This is a genomic window from Deinococcus pimensis DSM 21231, assembly GCF_000519345.1.
Taxonomy (GTDB): Bacteria; Deinococcota; Deinococci; order Deinococcales; family Deinococcaceae; genus Deinococcus_A; species Deinococcus_A pimensis.
The window spans coordinates 25133-28092 of the sequence record NZ_KI912615.1 but is presented as its reverse complement, the minus strand read 5'-3'; the positions used below and the strand labels follow the sequence as shown (position 1 = coordinate 28092).

The following is a 2960-nucleotide window of genomic DNA, read 5'->3' as shown; positions in this document are numbered from 1 at the left end:
GCCCGCCACGATGCGTGCGGGCGTGGCGGCGGGTACGTCGGACGTGACGGTGAGGGTGCTGGTGGTGGTCTCCGCGCCGAGGGTGGTGCGGAGCTTCAGGGCGTTCGCGCCGGGCTTCAGGCGCTGCCACTCCACGAACAGTCCGTCGGGGCCCACGCGGACGGGACGCCCGTCGATGGTGAGGTTCGCGCCGGGCGTGACGCTGCCCTCCACGAGCACGTTCTCGTACGTGACGGTGTGGTTGTTGGGCGGGTACACCACGAGGACGCGCGGCGGCTGGGCGAGCGCGAGCCCGGCGAGGAGCGGCGCGAGGGCGCCGAGCACGAGGGTCCGGCGGGGCGGGGTGGGGATCGCGGGTCGCGGCATGCGGGCCTCCTGGATGAAGATTCGCTCAATGTAGTCCCCAACGAGGGACGGTGAGGTGAGAGCCCCCGCTGTCCAGACAATTCGCGCTCACAAACGTGCCGCGTCCCTTGCTCTGTCCACAACAGAATGCGAGACTGTGTCCCGTGATGTCGCCCACCCTCGACCGTGCCCGGCACGAACTCAAGACCGTCTTCGGCTACGACGCCTTCCGCGGGCCCCAGGAAGCCATCGTCGGGCACGTCGCGGACGGAGGCGACGCGCTCGTCCTCATGCCCACCGGCGGCGGCAAGAGCCTCTGCTACCAGGTGCCCGCCCTGCTGCGCGAGGGCACCACGGTCGTCGTGTCCCCCCTGATCGCCCTCATGAAGGACCAGGTGGACGCCCTGCGTCAGCTCGGCGTGGACGCCGCCTTCCTCAACAGCAGCCTCGGCCCCCGCGACGCCAGAGACGTCGAGGAGCGCCTCGCGCGCGGCGAGCTCAAGCTGCTCTACGTCGCGCCCGAACGGCTCGTCACCGAGCGCTTCCTCGGCCTGCTCGACCGCGCCCGCGTCGGCCTGTTCGCCATCGACGAGGCGCACTGCGTCTCGCAGTGGGGCCACGACTTCCGCCCGGAGTACCTCGGGCTCGCCGTCCTCGCCGAGCGCTACCCCGGCGTGCCGCGCGTCGCGCTGACCGCCACCGCCGACGACGCCACCCGCCGCGAGATGGTCGAGCGCCTCCACCTGCACGGCGCGCGGCAGTTCGTCAGCAGCTTCGACCGGCCCAACATCACCTACCGCGTCGTGGAGAAGGCCAGCGCCCTGAAGCAGGTCCACGACTTCATCCGCACCGAACATCCCGGCGACGCGGGCATCGTGTACTGCCTCTCCCGGCAGAAGGTCGAGGACACCGCCGCGTACCTCGCGCAGCAGGGCATTCGCGCGCTGCCCTACCACGCGGGCCTCACGAACGACGTCCGCGCCCGCCACCAGGAGCGCTTCCTGCGCGAGGAGGGCGTCGTGATGGTCGCGACCGTCGCGTTCGGCATGGGCATCGACAAGCCCGACGTGCGCTTCGTCGCGCACCTCGACCTCCCGAAGAGCATGGAGGGCTACTACCAGGAGACGGGCCGCGCCGGACGCGACGGCCTGCCCAGCACCGCCTGGATGGCCTACGGCCTCGCGGACGCCGTGCAGGTCCGCCGCATGCTCGCGCAGAGCGACGCGCCCGAGGAGATCCGCCGCGTCGAGTCCCGCAAGCTCGACGCCCTGCTCGCCTACGCCGAGACCGCCACCTGCCGCCGTCAGGTGCTGCTGCGCTACTTCGGCGAGACGCACCCCGGCGCGTGCGGCAACTGCGACACCTGCCTCTCGCCCGTCGACACCTGGGACGCCACGGTCGCCGCGCAGAAGCTCGTGTCCGCCGCGCACCGCACCGGCAAACGCTTCGGCGTCACGCACCTCGTGGACGTCCTGATGGGCCGCGACAGCGCCAAGATCCACGCGATGGGCCACGACCGGCTCAGCGTGTACGGCATCGGCCGCGACCTGAACGAGAAGGCCTGGAAGTCCGTGGCGCGCCACCTCGTCGCGGGCGGCTACCTCAGCGCCGACGATCACGGCGGCCTCCAGCCCACCGGGCGGGCCACGCCCCTGCTGCGCGGCGAGGAGCAGGTGCTGCTGCGCCGCGAGACGGACCGCCCGCAGAAGAGCGCCAAACGCGCCCCGTCCGTCGTCGCGCCGCAGGACGAGGAGCTCTTCGCGGACCTGCGCGCCCTGCGCAGCGAACTCGCCAGGAACGCGGGTCTGCCGCCCTACACCATCTTCCACGACGCCACCCTCAAGCAGATGGCGGAGGAGCGCCCGCAGACCCTCGCGGCCCTCGCGAACGTCAGCGGGGTCGGCGCCAGCAAGCTCGAACGCTACGGCGAGCGCTTCCTGACGGTGCTGCGCGGCCACGCGCCCGCCGAGCCCCGCCGCGCTCCGGAGGCGCCCCTCTGGACGCCCGCGCCGCGCGCCGCCACGTCATCCGCCAGGGGCGGCGGCACCGGCGACACCCTCACCGTCACCCTCGACCTCGCCCGCGAGGGCCACAGCATCGAGGAGATCGCCCGGCAGCGCGGCCTCACCGCGCAGACGATCAGCAAGCACCTCGCGAACCTCGTCCGCGACGGCCAGCTCAGCTTCACCGAGGCGACCGGCCTCGGCGACGACGACCTGCGCGTCATCGAACGCGCCTACCACACCCTCCCCGAGGAGCAGCGGACGCGCCTCGCCCCCCTGCGGGAGGCCACCGCGGAACGCTACGACTTCGAACGCCTGCGGGTGGCGCACGCGGTCATCACCGAGTAGATCTCCTCAGTCCCGCGCGCTCATGGCGGCCCCGGCGCTCGCGGCGATCACGCAGGCCATCGCGACGAGCTGCCGCGCGCTGAGCGCCTCGTGCAGGAACACGAAGCCCATCGTGGCGGCCACGGCGGGCTCCAGGCTCATCAGGATGCTGAACACCCGCGCGGGCAGACGGCGCAGCGCCGTCATCTCCAGCGAGTACGGCAGCGCGGACGACAGGAGCGCCACGCCGAGGCCGAGCAGCAGCAGGTTCGGCGCGAGCAGGGT

Annotated in this window: 2 protein-coding genes and 1 pseudogene; 1 reads left to right on the top strand and 2 read right to left on the bottom strand. The window is 72.5% G+C overall.

Annotated elements, in window-relative coordinates; all coding sequences use genetic code 11:
* A pseudogene (locus tag DEIPI_RS38570) lies at window positions 1-366 on the bottom strand (N-acetylmuramoyl-L-alanine amidase); the annotation flags it as partial.
* 146 nt (window positions 367-512) lie between these two features.
* On the opposite strand from DEIPI_RS38570, the gene recQ reads away from it, so the two are divergent.
* Entirely contained in the window at window positions 513-2696 is a 2184-nt protein-coding gene (recQ, locus tag DEIPI_RS27250) for a DNA helicase RecQ (RefSeq protein ID WP_045233323.1), read from the top strand.
* Window positions 2697-2702: 6 nt separating this feature from the next.
* On the opposite strand, the gene DEIPI_RS38565 is transcribed toward recQ, so the two are convergent.
* The coding region (locus tag DEIPI_RS38565; RefSeq protein ID WP_027480460.1) for an EamA family transporter at window positions 2703-2960 on the bottom strand (258 nt) is incomplete at its 5' end.

Bases quoted from the DNA above. Each gene is read 5' to 3' on its own strand.
- recQ (WP_045233323.1), top strand. From the start codon at position 513: ATGTCGCCCACCCTCGACCGTGCCCGGCACGAACTCAAGACCGTCTTC.